The organism is Azotobacter tropicalis, from assembly GCF_059739045.1.
The window spans coordinates 3,099,022-3,114,025 of sequence record NZ_AP046059.1 but is presented as its reverse complement, the minus strand read 5'-3'; the positions used below and the strand labels follow the sequence as shown (position 1 = coordinate 3,114,025).

General features: G+C 67.2%; 10 protein-coding genes. 7 read left to right on the top strand and 3 right to left on the bottom strand.

Annotated features, from left to right (window positions below):
* Positions 1 to 124 precede the first annotated feature (124 nt).
* Positions 125 to 1,306: an isovaleryl-CoA dehydrogenase gene (locus tag Atro_RS14685; RefSeq protein WP_497923388.1), complete on the bottom strand. Its 1,182-nt coding sequence runs from the start codon at positions 1,304 to 1,306 to the stop codon at positions 125 to 127.
* A 25-nt stretch (positions 1,307 to 1,331) separates the two neighbouring features.
* On the bottom strand, positions 1,332 to 1,736 hold the full coding sequence (locus Atro_RS14680) for a MerR family transcriptional regulator (protein ID WP_497923387.1): 405 nt from the start codon (positions 1,734 to 1,736) through the stop codon (positions 1,332 to 1,334).
* Between the two features lie 123 nt (positions 1,737 to 1,859).
* Here Atro_RS14680 and Atro_RS14675 point away from each other — a divergent pair, with 123 nt between their 5' ends.
* Entirely contained in the window at positions 1,860 to 3,533 is a 1,674-nt protein-coding gene (locus Atro_RS14675) for an AMP-binding protein (protein ID WP_497923386.1), read from the top strand.
* A gap of 15 nt (positions 3,534 to 3,548) precedes the next feature.
* On the opposite strand, the gene Atro_RS14670 is transcribed toward Atro_RS14675, so the two are convergent.
* The gene (locus Atro_RS14670) at positions 3,549 to 4,883 is read right to left on the bottom strand and encodes an OprD family porin (protein ID WP_497923384.1); all 1,335 of its coding nucleotides are present in this window, start codon (positions 4,881 to 4,883) and stop codon (positions 3,549 to 3,551) included.
* A gap of 474 nt (positions 4,884 to 5,357) precedes the next feature.
* On the opposite strand from Atro_RS14670, the gene Atro_RS14665 reads away from it, so the two are divergent.
* The 6 genes from Atro_RS14665 to Atro_RS14640 all read left to right on the top strand — a co-directional run bounded on the left by Atro_RS14665 (position 5,358) and on the right by Atro_RS14640 (position 14,974).
* The gene (locus Atro_RS14665) at positions 5,358 to 5,978 is read left to right on the top strand and encodes a recombinase family protein (protein ID WP_497923383.1); all 621 of its coding nucleotides are present in this window, start codon (positions 5,358 to 5,360) and stop codon (positions 5,976 to 5,978) included.
* 490 nt (positions 5,979 to 6,468) lie between these two features.
* The gene (locus Atro_RS14660) at positions 6,469 to 9,762 is read left to right on the top strand and encodes an efflux RND transporter permease subunit (RefSeq protein ID WP_497923381.1); all 3,294 of its coding nucleotides are present in this window, start codon (positions 6,469 to 6,471) and stop codon (positions 9,760 to 9,762) included.
* Positions 9,762 to 11,024: an efflux RND transporter periplasmic adaptor subunit gene (locus Atro_RS14655; RefSeq protein WP_497923379.1), complete on the top strand. Its 1,263-nt coding sequence runs from the start codon at positions 9,762 to 9,764 to the stop codon at positions 11,022 to 11,024. Before Atro_RS14660 ends, Atro_RS14655 begins: the two co-directional genes overlap by 1 nt.
* Positions 11,021 to 12,475, top strand: coding sequence for a TolC family protein (locus Atro_RS14650; RefSeq protein WP_497923378.1), 1,455 nt, complete (start codon positions 11,021 to 11,023; stop codon positions 12,473 to 12,475). Before Atro_RS14655 ends, Atro_RS14650 begins: the two co-directional genes overlap by 4 nt.
* Positions 12,476 to 12,834: 359 nt before the next feature.
* Positions 12,835 to 14,139, top strand: coding sequence for a CitMHS family transporter (locus tag Atro_RS14645; protein ID WP_497923375.1), 1,305 nt, complete (start codon positions 12,835 to 12,837; stop codon positions 14,137 to 14,139).
* 88 nt (positions 14,140 to 14,227) lie between these two features.
* Positions 14,228 to 14,974, top strand: a complete 747-nt coding sequence (locus tag Atro_RS14640) for a TerC family protein (protein ID WP_497923373.1) — start codon at positions 14,228 to 14,230, stop codon at positions 14,972 to 14,974.
* Positions 14,975 to 15,004: the final 30 nt, after the last annotated feature.

Sequence of the window (15,004 nt, the reverse complement as noted above, 5' to 3'; positions counted from 1 at the left end):
GCTCCCTGATGCCGTTGGCGCGGGTCCCGGTGGCAAAGGCCGGCGGCCGTTTTCCACCCTACCGGAGCGACCGTGGGGCCTGGGGTGGAAAACCCGCGCAGCGGTTTTCCACCGGATGGGTCGATCAGCGCGTCTCGTCGAACAGCTCGCGGCCGATCAGCATGCGGCGGATCTCGCTGGTGCCGGCGCCGATCTCGTAGAGCTTGGCGTCGCGCCACAGCCGGCCGGTCGGGTAGTCGTTGACGTAGCCGTTGCCGCCGAGGATCTGGATCGCCTCGCCGGCCAGCCAGGTGGCCTTCTCGGCGCAGTAGAGGATCACCCCGGCGCAGTCCTTGCGCACCTGGCGCACGTGCCCCGCGCCCGGCGCGTCGAGCTGCCGGCCGACCGCGTAGAGGTAGGCGCGGCAGGCCTGCAACGTGGTGTACATGTCGGCGACCTTGGCCTGGATCAGCTGGAACTCGCCAATGGCCTGGCCGAACTGCCGGCGGTCGTGGATGTAGGGCACCACCACGTCCATCGCCGCCTGCATCAGGCCCAGCGGCCCGCCGGCGAGCACGGCACGCTCGTAGTCCAGGCCGCTCATCAGCACCCGGACGCCCTCGCCCTCCCGGCCGAGCACGTTTTCCGCGGCGATCTCCACGTCGCGGAACACCAGCTCGCCGGTGTGCGAGCCGCGCATGCCGAGCTTGTCGAGCTTCTGCGCCACCGAGAAGCCGGGACTGTCCGTCTCCAGGATGAAGGCGGTGATGCCGCGCGCGCCGGCGGCCGGGTCGGTCTTGGCGTAGACCACCAGCACGTCGCAGTCCGGGCCGTTGGTGATCCACATCTTGGTGCCGTTGAGCACATAGCGGTCGCCCTTCTTCTCGGCGCGCAGCTGCATGGACACCACGTCGGAACCGGCGTTGGGCTCGCTCATCGCCAGGGCGCCGATGTGCTCGCCGGAGATCAGTTTGGGCAGAAAGCGCGCCTTCTGCGCCGGCGTGCCGTTGCGGTGGATCTGGTTGACGCAGAGGTTGGAGTGCGCGCCGTAGGACAGGGCGATGGCGCCCGAGGCGCGGGACAGCTCCTCCATGGCGATCATGTGCGCCAGATAGCCCATGCCGGCGCCGCCGTACTCCTCGGCGACGGTCAGGCCGAGCAGGCCCAGCTCGCCGAACTTGCGCCACAGGTCCATGGGGAACTGGTCGGTGCGGTCGGCTTCGGCGGCGCGCGGGGCGATTTCCCGGGCGGCGAAGCCGGCCACCGAGTCGCGCAGCATCTCGATCTCCTCGCCGAGGAAGAAATTCAGTCCAGGCAGGTTGCTCATCTCCAGTCAGTCTCCGGTCTTGTAGTTATTCGAGTGAATGGGCTTTGGTGTCGCCGCGGGCGACGGCCATGGCGCTGCGGCAGCGCTCCTCGGCGGTGTCCAGCTCCAGCTGCATCTGCTGGATGTCCAAGAGCTGCTGCTCCAGCTGGCGGCGGCGCTCGGTGATCTTCGCCAGGAAGTGTTCGAGCTGGCGCAGGTTGTTGCCGGCCGGGTCGTACAGGTCGATCAGCTCCTTGCATTCGGCCAGCGACAGGCCGAGGCGCTTGCCGCGCAGGATCAGCTTGAGGGCGACCTTGTCGCGCGCCGAATAGATGCGCTCCTGGCCGCGCCGTGCCGGGGCGAGCATGCCCTGCTCCTCGTAGAAGCGGATGGCGCGGGTGGTGACGTCCAGTTCGCGGGCCAGGTCGGAAATGCTGTAGGTCTTGGACATGTTCGGCTCTTGCATCTTACCTTTACGTAAACGTAAGCATCCCGGTCTATCCTGTCAAACGGCGCGGCGGATGCCGCCGCCGGCACGCATTCCTTGCATAACAAGCACAAGAGAGGAAGCAAGATGACGGAACTCAGCTACAGTCGCGGGCGCCAGGACCGGGCGCTGCTGGCCATGACCATCGGTGCGGCGCTCGATGACACGGCCAGGCGATTTCCCCTGAGGGAGGCGCTGATCGTGCGCCAGCAGGGACTGCGCTACACCTGGGCCGAGCTGGCCGAGGCGGTCGACCTCGCGGCCCGCGGGCTGCTCGCCCTGGACATCGCGCAGGGCGAGCGGGTCGGCATCTGGGCGCCGAACTGCGCCGAGTGGTGCATCGCCCAGCTCGCCTGCGCCAAGGTCGGCGCCATCCTGGTCAACATCAACCCGGCCTACCGGGTGGGCGAGCTGGGCTACGTGCTGGAGCGCTCCGGCTGCAGCTGGCTGATCTGCGCCGAGCGCTTCAAGACCTCCGACTACCACGCCATGCTCGTCGAGCTGGTGCCGGAGCTGGCCGAGCATCGCCCCGGCGCCTGGCAGAGCGCGGCGCTGCCGGCACTGCGCGGGGTGATCAGCCTGGCCGAAGCGGCGCCCGCCGGCTGCCTGCGCTGGGGCGAGCTGGCGCAGCGGGCGCAGACGGTGCCGCCCGAACAGTTGCAGGCGCGCGCCGCCGGCCTGCAGTTCGACGACCCGGTGAACATCCAGTACACCTCGGGCACCACCGGCTTTCCCAAGGGCGCCACGCTCAGCCACTACAACATCCTCAACAACGGCTATCTGGTCGGCGAGAGCCTCGGGCTGACCGAACACGACCGCCTGGTGATCCCGGTGCCGCTGTACCACTGCTTCGGCATGGTGATGGGCAACCTCGGCTGCCTGACCCACGGCAGTGCCATGATCTACCCGAGCGCCGCCTTCGAGCCGCTGGCCGTCCTGCAGGCGGTGGCCGAGGAGCGCGCCACCGCGCTGTACGGCGTGCCGACCATGTTCATCGCCCTGCTCGACCACCCCGAGCGCGAAGGCTTCGAGCTGTCCAGCCTGCGCACCGGGATCATGGCCGGCGCCACCTGCCCGATCGAGGTGATGAAGCGGGTGATCGGGGAGCTGCACATGGGCGAGGTGCAGATCGCCTACGGCATGACCGAGACCAGCCCGGTGTCGACCCAGACCGGCCCGCACGATGATCTGGCGCGCCGCGTCGGCAGCGTCGGCCGCACCCAGCCGCACCTGGAAAGCAAGATCGTCGACGAGCACGGCCGCATCCTGCCGCGCGGACAGATCGGCGAGCTGTGCACCCGCGGCTACAGCGTGATGCTCGGCTACTGGAACGACCCCGAGGCGACCCGCGCGGCCATCGACGGCGCGCGCTGGATGCACACCGGCGACCTGGCGGCGATGGACGACGACGGCTACATCGCTATCGTCGGACGCAACAAGGACATGATCATCCGCGGCGGCGAGAACATCTATCCGCGCGAGATCGAGGAGTTCCTCTACCGCCACCCGGCGGTGGCCGACGCCCAGGTGATCGGCATCCCCGACGAGCGCTACGGCGAGGAAGTGGTCGCCTGGGTCCGCCTGCATCCCGGCCACAGCGCCGACGCCGAGGCGCTGCGCGCCTTCTGCCGGCAGCACATCGCCCACTTCAAGGTGCCGCGGCACTTCACCTTCGTCGAGGATTTCCCCATGACGGTCACCGGCAAGGTGCAGAAATTCCGCATGCGCGAGATCAGCAGCGCCGCGCTCAAAGCCGGCTGAGGAGCAGCCGGTCCGTCAGAGCAGCGGCAGGCTGTAGTTGACGATCAGGCGGTTCTCGTCGCGGTCGCGGGTGTCGTTGCCGCGCATCATGGCGTTGCGCCAGGTGAAGCCGACGCCCTTGAGCAGGCCCGACTGCACCGTGTAGTCCACCCGCAGGTCGCGCTCCCACTCGCGCCTGTCGCTGCCGGCGGCATCGATGTCGTCGCCGCTGTAGTAGGTCACGCCGGCCTTCAGCCCCGGCAGGCCGGCCTTGGTGAAGTCGTAGGCGTAGCCGGCCACCCAGGTGTTTTCGCCGGCACTGGTGAACTTGCCCATCTGGCTGTTGGTGATCAGATACAGCGAACGGCCGTTGCCCTGGTTGATGTGCGGGAAGTCGCTGTTGCCGCTGACCTTCTGGTAGCCGGCGCTCAGCTCGTGGCCCTCCAGGGCGTAGGTGAACAGGGCACTCCACAGGTGGTTGTCGACCTCGCCGCGACTGGACGAGCCGGCGCCCCAGTAGCCGCTGCCGACGTAGCCCTCGGCACGCCCGGCGGCGCTGCCGTTCTTGCCGTCGGAGTCGCTGTCGAAGTAGCGCAGGTCGGTGGTCAGGGTGCCGACCGGCAGCTGCCAGTCGTGGACCAGGCCGAGGAAGTGCTGTTTGTAGAAGTCGCGCAGGTTTCCGTAGTAGTACTGCAGCAGCAGGTTCTCGCGCACCCTGTAGTCGGCGCCGCCGTAGTAGAACTCGTTGCTGGAGCGCCCCTCGTCCGGACCGTCGGCGCCGGCGATGGACAGGCTGTCGGTGTTGCTGGAGTTGCGCTCGGTGGAGTGCTCGATCTTGCCGGCGATCAGCGTCAGGTTCTCGATCTCGTTGGAGGTGATCTGCGCGCCGTGGAACATCTGCGGCAGCAGGCGGCCGTCGCTGTAGCTCAAGACCGGCAGCTTGGGCATCAGGGTGCCGAGATGCGCCACGGTCCTGGAGAAGCGCACCTTGACGGTTACCCCGAGGCGGCTGAAGTCGCGGGTCGCCTTGCCGTTGCTCTCCAGCGGGAAGACCGAGCCCGGGCTGCGCTCGATGCCCGACTTGCCCTCGCGCCCGCCGGCGTCCAGGCGGATCGCGTACTGGCCCGACAGGTCGAGGCCGAAGCCGACCGGGCCCTCGGTGAAGCCGGACTTGTAGTCGAGGATGAAGCCCTGGCCCCATTCCTCCGCCCTGGGAGCGTCCTGGTTGCGGGTGTCCTGGTTGATGTAGAAGTTGCGCATCCTGAGCGTGGCCTTGCTGTCCTCGAGAAAGGCCGCTTCGGCCGGGGACATGGCCAGGGCCGCTCCCAGCGTGGACAGGGCCGCGCTCAGGGTGCGTGGAGTCTTGTGCATCTTGTATCTCCTGCAGGGACGACGCGCGGCGCGGTCCGGATGGCGGCATCCGGCATGGCGTGGGCGCGGCGCGCGAAAGGGATCGGCGGTAACGGGTTGAACGGCGGCAGTCGGGGGCGACCGGAAACCGTCGACGGGGAAACCTCGTGGCGAGGACGGACGGTTCGGAGCGGGAACGGCGGGCCGGGCGGCCCCGGCGGTGTGCCTCGCGGCACATCCTAACCGCGCAAGCTTTCGGCAGGCTTTCAGGGAGGGCGGCGCCGCAGGGGGCGGCGGACGGGAAGGCCCTGCCCGTCACGGCAACACTTTCTTACAAAGACAGACGAAAAACCTATGGACAGCGCACGGACATGCCGATCTTGTAATTCGTTACCTAAGCAAATACCTTTCGCCGATTAGTGCAAACAACAACTTGTTAAATGACATTCCGGTGACAGCCCCTGCGCTGCAAGCTGTCACGCAGTCGATGCCCAGATGACAGGTGAAGACATGCTGATCGGCTACATGCGCGTCTCCGAAACGGACGCCCCCCAGACGACCGACCCGCAGCGCAGCGCCCTGCTCGCCGCCGGGGTACCGGCGAACCATTGCTATGCGGACCTGATCCCGGGGCGCCAGGACGAGCGGCCCGGCCTGGCCGCCTGCCTGAAGGCCCTGCGCCGGGGCGACACCCTCGTGGTCTGGCGGCTGGACCGCCTCGGCCGGGACCTGCGCCACCTGATCGGCGTCGTGCACGAGCTGATCGTCCGCGGCGTCGGATTGAAGGTGCTGAGCGGCCATGGTGCGGTCATCGACACCACCGCCGCCTTGGGCAGCCTGGTGTCCGGGGTCTTCGCCGCGCTGGTCGAGTTCGAACGGGAGCTGTTTTCCGAACGGACGGCCGCCGTGCGGGCGCGCGTCCGCAAGGGCGGGCGGCCGCTCAAGATGACCGCCGCCAAGCTGCGCCAGGCGATGGCGGCCATGCGCGAGCCGAAGACCAAGGTGTCGGAACTCTGCAAGGAACTGGGCATCACCCGCCAGACGCTGTACCGGCACGTCTCGCCCAGCGGCGAGCTGCGACCGGACGGCGCCAGGCTGCTGGAGCAGACCGGCTGAGCCGCTGAGCCGCCCGCAGCGCGGCCCCCTCCCTCCCGAAAGCCCCCTCCGCCCGGCGAAAGCCGGCAGCGCCATTGGCCCTGTCGCGCCCGGCAGCCCCTCCGTGCCGCCTGCGCACGACGGCCGAGCCGTCTTCCGCGCCGTCCTGCCCGATCCGGTCCAGGCCGGGCAGCGGCCTGTCCGTCCCCTGAAATCGCCCTGGAACAGTAAAAAATCTTCGCTGCCAGCGTGTCGGCGACGGCCACGAAAATCCGTAAAAAAACCTGTAAAAAACTTTATATTATTTCACTTCACATTTTATTTACACAATAGCAATTTGTTTCAAATTATTGCGACGTATGTCGACATCCTGTAATCCTGCACGCCGGTGCAAGCCGCCCAGCGCCTCGCACCTCTCCCGAGGACCCAGGGGAACGCCCGCCGGAGCAGCCTTGGCCGAACCGATATCCGGGCATTCGCCAGTCCTTTCATTGCCAGGACGTCTGTCTACATGAATGCGATTGTCGTTACCGCTCTGCGAAGACCCTATACGTTCATCGTGCTCGCCTTGCTCATCCTGATGTTCGGCATCCGCTCGGTTTTCCATACGCCGACGGATGTCTTTCCCAACATCCGGGTTCCCGTGATCTCCGTCGTCTGGACCTATTCCGGCCTGATGCCGGAAGACGTCAGCGGGCGCATCGTGCGTTACTACGAGCAGGCCGTGACCTCCACGGTGGAGGGCATCGAGCACATCGAGAGCACCTCCTACTACGGGAGCTCGATCACCAACATCTACTTCCATCCCGGCACCGATCTGGGCCCGGCCGAAGCGGACGTGGCCTCCATTTCCCAGACGGTGATCCCGCAACTGCCGCCCGGCATCTCGCCGCCGATGATCATGCGCCTCGAGGCCTCGTCGGTGCCGGTGCTGACCATGCAGGTGACCTCCGACTCGCGGACCCCGGCGGATCTCTACAACCTCGCCTTCGCGCGCATCCGGCCGTTCGTGGTGACGGTACCGGGCGCCATCGTTCCGCACCCCTATGGCGGCAAGCCGCCGTTCCTGCTGATCAACCTCAAGCAGCAGCAGCTGCTGGCACACCACCTGTCCGGCGTGGACGTCGAGAAGGCCCTGGAGAAGCAGAGCATCGTGCTGCCGGCCGGCGACCAGAAGATCGGCGCCAAGGACTGGATGGTGCAGACCAACGCGATTCCGCTGGCCATCGACCACTTCGACGACCTGCCGATCAAGAAGGCCGGCAACGCCTACGTCCACCTGCGCGACATCGCCGACGTGTCCCTCTCCGGACCGCCGCAGACCAACTCCGTGCTGGTCAAAGGCAAGCAGTCCGTTCTGGTGGTCATCATGAAGAGCGGCGAGGCCTCGACCCTGGATGTGGTGCAGGGCGTCAAGGACCTGATGCCGAAACTGCAGAAGATCCTGCCGCCGGACGTGCACGTCAGCCTGATGAACGATGCCTCGACCTTCGTCAAGGACTCGATCAAGGACGTGGTGCACGAGATGCTCACCGCCGCCGCGCTGACCGGCATCGTGGTGCTGCTGTTCCTCGGCTCCTGGCGCGCCACGCTGATCATCGCCACCTCGATCCCGCTGGCCATCCTCTGCTCGATCATCGGCCTCGGCTGGGCGGGGCAGACCATCAACGTCATGACGCTCGGGGGGTTGGCATTGGCCGTCGGTATCCTTGTCGACGACGCCACGGTGATGATCGAGAACGTCGATACCCACCTGGAGATGGGCAAGGACATCGAGACGGCGATCATCGACGCCGCCAACCAGATCGTCATCCCGACCCTGGTCGCGACGCTCTGCATTTGCATCGTCTGGTTCCCGCTGTTCACCCTCGAAGGCGTGTCCGGCTGGCTGTTCATGCCGATGGCCGAAGCCATCGTCTTCGCCATGCTCGCCTCCTTCGTCCTGTCGCGGACCCTGGTGCCGACCATGGCCAAGTACCTGCTCGCCGGGCACGCCCACCACGCGCCGGCGGGACCTCCGCATGCGCCGGACCAGCCGCACCAGGCAGCGCTGCAGGATGCCGCGGAAGAAGCCGCATTCAACGAAGCGCATCACCGCCACTTGCAGTCGGAGAAACGGGCGGCCGAACAGGGCCAGCCGCCCGCCCACGGCGGCCAGGCGCCGGGCTTCTTCGGGCGCTTCCAGAAAGGCTTCGAACGGGGCTTCGCGAACTTCCGCGAGGGCTATCGCGACCTGCTGGAAAAGGCCATCGCGCACCGCGCCGGCTTCGTCTTCAGCTTCCTGATCCTGTCGCTGGCCTCGACCGGCCTGTTCTGCTTCAGCGGCCGCGATTTCTTCCCGGAAATCAAGTCGGGCACCCTGCAGATGCACATGCGGGCGCCGCTCGGCACGCGGATCGAAGTGACCGGGCGGATCGTGACCCTGGTCGACCGGGAGATCGAGCGCCTGCTGCCAGGCCAGGTCGAGGGCATCGTCAACAACTGCGGCCTGCCGGTCGGCCCGCACAACCTGGCGTTCATCCCGACCCCGACCATCGGCACCCAGGACTGCGACCTGACCATCTCGCTGAAGAACGAAACCTCGCCCGTCTGGGACTACCGCGCCGTCCTGCGCGACGGCCTGGCAACGAAATTCCCCGGCACGGTCTTCACCTTCCAGCCCGCCGACCTGACCGCCAAGATCCTCAACTTCGGCTCCCCGGCGCCCATCGACGTGCAGATTTCCGGCCTCGACGCGCAGAAGAACTACGAGTTCGCGCTCAAGCTCGAGGACCGGCTGAAGAGAATCGCCGGCGCCTCCGACGTCAACATCCAGCAGACCATGCGCACGCCGACCATCATGGTCGACGGCAACCGCACCCTGGGCCTGAGCAGCGACACCACCGAAGAGGATCTGGCCAACAACGAACTGATCACCCTGTCCGGCAGCCAGCAGGTCCACCAGAGCTACTGGCTGAACCCGGAAAACGGCCTGTCCTATCCCATCAACATCTATACCCCGCAGGAGCAGCTCACCGGCATCAACGACCTGATGACCACCCCGCTCGGCAACGGCGACGGCAACCCGCAGGGCAAGCCGACCCCGTTCCTCGGCAGCATGAGCACGCTCACGCCCAAGGGCACGCCGGGCCAGGTCTCGCACTACAACCTGATCCCGCTGTTCGACATCTACGTGTCCAACGAAGGACGCGATCTGGGCGCCGTGACGGCGGACGTGGAAAAAGCCATCGCCGAGCTGGAGCACGAACTGCCCAAGGGCTCGGCCGTCGACATCCGCGGCCAGACGGAAACCATGGGCAGCGCCTACGGCCAGCTGGCGGTCGGCCTGGCGATCTCGGTCGCGCTGATCTACCTGCTGATCGTGGTGAATTTCCAGTCCTGGCTGGACCCCTTCATCATCATCACCGCCCTGCCGGGCGCGCTGGCGGGGATCGCCTGGGGCCTGTTCCTCACCGGGACCAACCTGTCCATCCCGGCGCTGACCGGCGCCATCATGTGCATGGGCACGGCGACGGCGAACTCGATCCTGGTGGTGTCCTTCGCCCGCGAACGCCTGGAGGTGCACGGCGACGCCATCCGTGCCGCCATCGAGGCCGGCTACGGGCGGATCCGCCCGGTCATCATGACCGCCGCGGCGATGATCATCGGCATGCTGCCCATGTCCCTGAGCAACTCCCAGAACGCGCCGCTCGGCCGCGCCGTGATCGGCGGCCTGACCGTCGCCACCCTCTCCACCCTGCTGTTCGTGCCCTGCGTCTACGCCATCGTTTACCACCGGAAAAACCGCAAGAAGGAGAACGCCTGATGCGCAAGAGTAAGAGCAAAAGCGGCGCGATCCTCGCCGTCGCGGTCGTGGCGGCCGTCGGCGGGATCGGCGGCTACCAGGTCTACAACCGCATTCACCATACGGAAGCACTCCGGGAGGAAACCCTCGAAAGCGCGGTGCCCAGGGTGTCCGTCGTCAATCCGGCGCCGGGGCCCAGCCAGGAGAACCTGACCCTGCCGGGCACCGTGGAGGCCTGGTATCAGGCGCCGATCTACGCGCAGGTCTCCGGCTACGTGAAGATGTGGCACAAGGATTACGGCGCCCATGTGAAGCAGGGCGACCTGCTGGCCGAGATCAACACCCCGGCGCTGGATGCCAAGTACGCCCAGGCCAAGGCCGACCTGAAGGCGGCGGAGGCCAAGTACCACCTCGCGGTGGTCACGGCCAAGCGCTGGCGCGCCTTGCGCAACTCCCAGGCGGTGTCGGAGCAGTCGATCACCGAGGCGGAAGCCAACGCCCAGTCCGAGGAGGCGCTGTACGAGGCCGCCAAGCAGAACGTCAAGCGCTACGAGGCCTTGCAGACGTTCAAGAACATCGTCGCGCCGTTCGACGGCACCGTGACCTCGCGCTCGATCAACGTCGGTGATCTGGTCAACGAAGGCGGCGGCAGCCTGGGCGCCAGCGGCGACGCCACGGAGCTGTTTTCCGTGGCCGACACCCACAGCATGCGCCTGTTCGTTTCCGTCCCGGCGGTGTTCTCCTACATGCTCAAGCCGGGCCTGACGGCGGATGTCGAGGTGACCCAATACCCCAACCGCCACTACCGGGCGAACTTCCTGACGGTCGCCAAGGGCTACGATCCGAACACCCGCACGACCGTCACCGAGTTCACCCTCGACAACGCCGACGCCAGCCTGTGGCCCGGCTCCTACGCCACGGTCAGGCTGACGGCGCCGGCCGACGGCCACATCCTGACCCTGCCGACCAGCGCCCTGGTGTTCGAGGAAAACGGCCTGCAGGTCGCGACCGTCACCGCCGACCGGCGCATCCATTACCAGCCGGTCGTCTCCGGCAAGGTGCTGGGCGAACAGGTGCAGATCACCGATGGCGTCACCACGGCCGACCGCATCGTCGACAATCCGCCCGCCGCGCTGATGGAGGGCGAGGAGGTCCAGCTCGTCCCGCCCACGCCCGGATACAACCATGCCTCCCGCGAGGCCGAAGCGGCCAGGGACGAGGCCTCCCACCGGCAAACGGCCATGGCGCATCTTCAATCCCCGACGGGCGAGGCGAAACGATGAAGCGAGTCTTGCGTGCCATCGGTCGCTCCGCCGGCCTCTCGCTGTTCCTGAGCCTTTCGGCGTGCGACCTGGCTCCCGTCTACATCCCGCCGGAACTGGTCGTCCCGGCGAACTGGAGCGGGGCGGCGCCGTCCGGCACCGCCGACCAGGTCGTGCAGTCCGACTGGTGGAAGCTCTACCGGGACCCGGTCCTCGACCGGCTCGAGGAACAAGCGACCGCCAACAACGCCGACCTGCAGGCCGCCGGCGAGCGCTTCCAGCAGGCGCGCGACGCGATGATGCAGGCCCGCTCCCGGCTCATGCCGCAGGCCATCCTCGGCTTCGGCGCCACCGCCAGCCTGGTGTCCTGGGAGCCGGATATCTGGTCGGCGATCCGCAACGAAACGAGAGCGCAAACCGCCGTCGCCCAGCAGCGCGCCGCCGAATACGCGGCGGCGCGCCTGAGCCTGCAGGCCGAGATCGCCCACGACTATTTCGCCCTGCGCGGTCTCGACGCCCAGGATGCGAACTACCGGCAGTCGATCGCGTACTACGAGCAATCGCTGGATATCGTGCAGACCCGCGTGGCCGGCCTCCTGTCGCCCAAGCTCGACGCCGTGCGGGCCCAGGAGCTGCTCTACCGCACCCGGGCGGAGGAGCTCGACCTCCAGGCCCAGCGCCAGGTCATGGAACATGCCATCGCGACCCTGGTCAACGTCGCGCCGAGCGCGTTCCACATCCCGCCGCTGACGAGCGGCATGGCGGCGAACATCCCGGCCATTCCGGCGAACGTCCCCTCGCAACTGCTGCAGCGCCGGCCGGATATCGCCCGTGCCGAGCGCATGATGGCTGAGGCCAATCGCGCCATCGGCGTCCGGCGCGCCTCCTTCTACCCCGACGTGTCCCTCCGTGCGGGCGGTCCCGAGCCGGGTGTCGCGGTCGAGTTGCCGCTCTTCACCGGAGGCGCCCGGCGGGCCGGCGTGCAGCAAGCGTGGTCGATGTATCGGGAAGCCGGCGACAATTACCGCTCGACGGTCCTCGGCGCATTCCGCGAAGTCGAGGATGGCCTGAGCCGGGTCGGCCGTCTTGGCGAGGAACTCGAGAGCCAGCACGTCGCGGTCGACGCCGCCGGCCAGACCCAGGACATGACCATGGAGCTGTACAAGGGCGGCCTCAACACCAGCCTCGACCTGATCGTGGCCCAGGTGAATACCCTGACCTCGCGCAGCCGGGAAGTGCAGATCAAGACGGAGCTGCTGCAGGCTTCGACCGAACTGATCCGCGCACTCGGCGGCGGCTGGGAGCGCAGCGCCCTGCCGACGCCCGAGCAGATCCAGCCCTTCGGCACCCTGCAATACGGCAAGCTGGACAACTCCCCGCCCGCCGGCGGCGTCGAGGTGAACCCCGACTCCAGGGCCAGTACCGACCTGACCCTTTCCGTGTTGCACGGCAGCCAACCACCGAAGCCCTGACGGGCGGCACCCCGGGTCCGGAACGGCGCGGCGTTTCGGGCCCATGCCCCCGGTGGCGTCCCACGCGCGCCTCCCTCGCGCCGGCAGACGGCCACGATCACTCGTCGATCACCTCTGAATCGTCGAAATTTCCTCTACGATCAGCACCTTTCGCTGCCGAAAGCCCACTGAAAGCTTGGCTGCGTAGCATCCACCGCCAGAGCCGGCATCAGACCGGCCCGCCCGACAAAAACAATGAGTGGAGATTGCCATGCACCCCATCCAGCCTTCGTCCGACCACGCCCAGCCGTCGTCCAGCCCGTCGACCTCCCAGCGCTGACCCCCGCGCTGCCCCTTCCCTCGCTTTCGGAGTACTCGTCATGCTGACCCTCCTCGGCTTCGCCATGGTCCTGACCTTCATGTTCCTGATCATGACCCAGCGCCTCTCGGCGCTGATCGCCCTCATCATCATCCCCGTGCTGTTCGCCCTGTTCGGCGGTTTCGCCGGCGACATCGGCCCGATGATGCTGCAGGGCATCACCAAGCTCGCCCCGACCGGGGTGATGCTGATGTTCGCCATCCTCTACTTCGCCCTGATGATCGACTCGGGGCTGTTCGACCCGCCGGTGCGCTTCATCCTGCGCATGGTCAAGGGCGACCCGCTGCGGGTGGCGGTCGGCACCGCCGCGCTGGCGCTGATCGTCTCCATGGACGGCGACGGCGCCACCACCTACATGATCTGCGTCGCCGCCATGCTGCCGCTGTACAGCCGCATCGGCATGAACCCGCGGATCATGGCCGGGCTGATCATCCTCGCCGGCGGGATCATGAACATGACCCCCTGGGGCGGCCCCACCGCCCGCGCCGCCAGTGCCCTGCACGTCGATCCGTCGGACGTGTTCGTGCCGATGATCCCGGCCATGGCGCTCGGCGTGGTAACCCTGCTGGGCCTCGCCTACCTCTACGGCAAGCGCGAGCGCGCGCGCCTCGGCGTGCTGCAGCTGGCCGACGGCCAGGAAGACCATTCCGAGGTCAGCGTCTCCCAGTACCCCGAAGCGCGCCGGCCGAAGCTCTTGCTGATCAACGCCTTGCTGACCCTGGGCCTGATGGGCACGCTGATCGCCGGCGTGCTGCCGCTGCCGGTGCTGTTCATGATCGCCTTCAGCCTCGCCATGATCATCAACTACCCCTGCCTCAAGGCGCAGAAGGAGCGCATCGCCGCCCATGCCGGCAACGTGCTGGCGGTGGTCGGACTGATCTTCGCCGCCGGCATCTTCACCGGCATCCTCTCCGGCACCGGGATGGTCGACGCCATGTCGAAGAGCCTGCTGGCGCTGATCCCCGACGCGCTCGGCCCGTATCTGGCGGTGGTGACCGCGCTGGTCAGCATGCCGTTCACCTTCTTCATGTCCAACGACGCCTTCTACTACGGCGTGCTGCCGGTGCTCACCGAGGCCGCCGCGCACTACGGCATCAGCCCGGTGGAGATGGCGCGCGCCTCGATCGTCGGCCAGCCGGTGCACCTGCTCAGCCCGCTGGTGCCCTCCACCTACCTGCTGGTGGGCCTGGCGAAGATCGAGTTCGGCGACCTGCAGCGCTTCACCCTGAAACTGGCCACGCTGCTCTGCCTGGCGATAATGTTCGCCGCGCTGCTGATCGGCGTCTTCCCGCTGGCCGGCAATTGACGAAAATTTCACACAGTCGCGTACAGACTCACCGGTTCGGCAGCCTGCCAGCTGCCGGCCGCACAACCGACGAATTAGAGGACCCCTTATGGAATGGCTGACCAACCCGGAGATCTGGGTTGCCTTCTTTACCCTGACCGCGCTGGAGATCGTGCTCGGCATCGACAACATCATCATGATCTCCATCCTCGTCGGCCGCATGCCGAAGGAGATACAGCCGCGCACCCGCCTGTTCGGCCTGGCGCTGGCGATGGTCACGCGGATTCTCCTGCTGCTGTCGATCTCCTGGGTGATGGGCCTGACCGTGGATCTCTTCCACGTCTTCGGCCAGGGCATTTCCGGGCGCGACCTGATCCTCTTCTTCGGCGGCCTGTTCCTGCTGTGGAAGAGCAGCACCGAGATCTACCACGGCCTGGAAGGCGAGGACGAGACCAACGAGGCGCCCAAGGGCAACGGCCAGTTCATCGGCACCATCATCCAGATCGCCATCATCGACATCGTGTTCTCCCTGGACTCGGTGATCACCGCGGTCGGCATGGTCTCCCACGTGCCGGTGATGATCGCTGCGATCGTCGTCGCCGTGCTGGTGATGATGGCCGCCTCCGGCACCATCAGCGAGTTCATCGACAAGCACCCGAGCCTCAAGCTGCTGGCCCTGTCGTTCCTCATCGTGGTCGGCACCGTGCTGATCGCCGAGAGCCTCGGGGTGCACGTGCCCAAGGGCTACGTCTACTTCGCCATGGCCTTCTCGCTGGCGGTGGAGGCGCTGAACATCCGCATGCGCCGCCCGCGCGCCGAGCCGGTGCAACTGCGCAAGGACATCCCCGGCCAGTAAGCCGCAAGCGCTGTACGACAACGGGGCCCG